At 72.5% G+C, this 2,487-nt stretch carries 3 protein-coding genes and 1 pseudogene; all 4 read left to right on the top strand.

Annotated elements, in window-relative coordinates:
• Positions 1–736, top strand: a pseudogene (locus G3I40_RS44565) (serine/threonine protein kinase); the annotation flags it as partial.
• A 390-nt stretch (positions 737–1,126) separates the two neighbouring features.
• Complete coding sequence (locus G3I40_RS44570; RefSeq protein WP_164560488.1) at positions 1,127–1,771, top strand: TetR/AcrR family transcriptional regulator; 645 nt, start codon at positions 1,127–1,129, stop codon at positions 1,769–1,771.
• Positions 1,772–1,847: 76 nt separating this feature from the next.
• Positions 1,848–2,291 carry a hypothetical protein gene (locus G3I40_RS44575; RefSeq protein WP_164560487.1) on the top strand — a complete coding sequence of 148 codons (444 nt, stop codon included), beginning with the start codon at positions 1,848–1,850 and terminating at the stop codon, positions 2,289–2,291.
• Positions 2,288–2,487 (top strand): maleylpyruvate isomerase N-terminal domain-containing protein (locus tag G3I40_RS44580; RefSeq protein WP_203645930.1); only part of this gene is annotated, 200 nt, incomplete at its 3' end. The genes G3I40_RS44575 and G3I40_RS44580, both read left to right, overlap by 4 nt.

Raw genomic sequence — 2,487 nt, forward strand, 5'->3', positions numbered from 1 at the left:
GCCCGTCGGTTACGCGCCCTCGCACCCGACCCCCGCGCCCGGCTACCGCCCCCAGCCCCAGCCGCAGTGGAACCGCGGCTACGCGCCGCCGACCGGTCCGGGCGGCATGCACCCGCGGCCCTGGCCCACGCCACCGCCGAAGAAGAAGGGCGTGGGGTTCATCATCGCCGGGGCGATCGTGGGGGGCCTCGCGCTGCTCGCCTTCATCGGCTCCCGACTGCCCGACGAGGGCGGCGACCAGGCGTCGTCCTCGGGCACCTCCGGCTCCTCGTCCGCCGGCCCCGCGAAGGGCGGCGGCAGCCGCCCCGACCCCACGCCGGTGAGCTACAAGGGCATCGACCTGACGGACAACTACTACCTCCTGCTCGCCGACAGTCCGCCCAAGCCGCTCGACGGCGGCGGTACGGGCGCCATGTACACCGACGGCGACCTCTACTACTACACCGACTCCCTGGTGACCGGGGACAAGAAGGTCGGGACCGACAACGGGAAGCTCGTCCTGCTCAACAACGCGCAGAAGGGGTCGCTGGCGACCTGCCGCAAGGAGACCCGCTTCACGGAGCAGATCGATCTCGACCAGCTCTCCGCCGGCTCACAGATCTGCATCCGCAGCGACGCCGGTCACATCGGGGTCGCCACCTACCGCGGCAGGTCCGGGGCGAACGACCCCAGTACGTACGTCAGTTTCGACCTGACGATCTGGCGCAACGCCGAGCAGCCCACCGAGAGCGACTGACGGCCCGTCCCACACCCCTGTCACAGCGGCGGACACGCCGCTGAAGGAGACCGGTCCGCGCTCTGGCGGTCCGGTACCCGGGGGCATAGCATCGTCCTCATCCGAGACTTTTCGCACTCGGTCCGCCGACTCCGGACATCGAGGAGTCGGCCGCTCCACCCCCGAGACCCCGGGACCGCAGGGCACCACAAGCGGCCGGGTCGTTTCACGCCGACACTCGCCCCGGCCTCGCGTCCTCCCGACCTCAGCGGGGCGAACTCCCGCACGCCTCCTGGCCGGCGAGGACGGTGCGCATGTGAACCGCGCCGGGGGAGACGCGCGCTCACATGCTCAGGGTCGCCGCCGATGCCGGCTCAGCCACCGGCGGCGACCGCACCTGCGTACCGCATCATGGGGGGCATGAGCGAGACGGGAAGCGCGGTGGACGGCAGGGTCGCCCGGGGGAACGAGACCCGGCGGCGGATCCTGCGCCGCACCACGGACATCGCCTCCGTGGAAGGCCTCGACGCCCTCTCGATCGGGCGGATCGCCACCGAGCTGAAACTCAGCAAGAGCGGCGTCTTCACGCTGTTCGGCTCCAAGGAGGAGCTGCAGCTCGCCACGGTCCGGGCGGCGGCCCGCATCTACGAGGAGAAGGTCGTACGGCCCGCGCTGGAATCCGGACCGGCCGGGGTCGGCCGGCTGCGGCGGCTGTGCGAGTCCTGGCTGGAGTACTCGCGCGAGCGCGTCTTCCCGGGCGGCTGCTTCTTCTACGGCGTGCTAGCCGAGTACGACGCCCGCCAGGGTGCGGTGCACGACGCGCTGGCGCTCGCGCACCGCACCTGGACCGGGCTCGTCGAGCGGTGTGTACAGGAGGCGTGCGAGGCCGGTGACCTGCGCCGGGACACCGATGCGGCGCAGCTGGCCTTCGAGTTGATCGCCCTGATGGAGATGGCGAACGCGCACTCGGTGATGCACGACGAGCAGACCGCGTACCGGTGGGCCCGGGTCGGGATCGCGACGCGCCTCGACGCCCTGGCCGCACCCGGCCGGTGACCTTCGGAGCCCCGGCGAGGCGGTGGACTTCGGGAAAGTTTCAGCACGATCGTTCGTTTAGTTTTATGGTCGGGGCATGGCAACGAAAATCCTGCGCACCCCGTGGCGGCCGGGCCCGGCCGCTCGTCGCACCGCCGAGCCTGTTCACGTCAGCGTCACGGAGTTCACCGCCGACACGCATCCGCGGTCCCTGGGCGTCGCCGTCAGCGGCCTGCGCCTGCGCCGTACTTGGCCCGACACCCCGGGCGCCGTCGGGATGTGGCTGTGGGTCGATCCGCCGCGCCGCCGCTCGGGCTCCGTCTCCGTGTGGACCGAGGAGCAGGCCCTCACCGACTTCGTCGGGCGTGCGGACCACGTGCGCATCGTCCGCGCGTTCCGCGGCCACGGCACGGTGCGGGCCGCCGCCTGGACCGCGCCCCGCTTCGACGCGGCCGCCGTCTGGGACGCCGTCCGGCCGTTCCTCGCAGGAGCCGCGCCGGGGACCGCCTCCAGGCCTCGTACAGGAAAGGACATGCGATGACCGACCGCATCGCCCTCGACCGCCTCGCCGTCCAGGAGTCCGTACGCCTGCTCGACCTCGCCCGCGCCGACGACTGGGAGCGGGACACGCCCTGCACGGGGTGGACGCTGCGGCGGCTCGCCGCGCACATGACCGCCCAGCACCGGGGGTTCGCGGCCGCGGCCCGGGGCGAGGGAAACGAGCTCGCGCGATGGCG

Source organism: Streptomyces sp. SID14478 (assembly GCF_010548525.1).
Lineage (GTDB): Bacteria > Actinomycetota > Actinomycetes > Streptomycetales > Streptomycetaceae > Streptomyces.

Bases quoted from the DNA above. Each gene is read 5' to 3' on its own strand.
- G3I40_RS44570 (WP_164560488.1), top strand. From the start codon at position 1,127: ATGGGGGGCATGAGCGAGACGGGAAGCGCGGTGGACGGCAGGGTCGCC.
- G3I40_RS44575 (WP_164560487.1), top strand. From the start codon at position 1,848: ATGGCAACGAAAATCCTGCGCACCCCGTGGCGGCCGGGCCCGGCCGCT.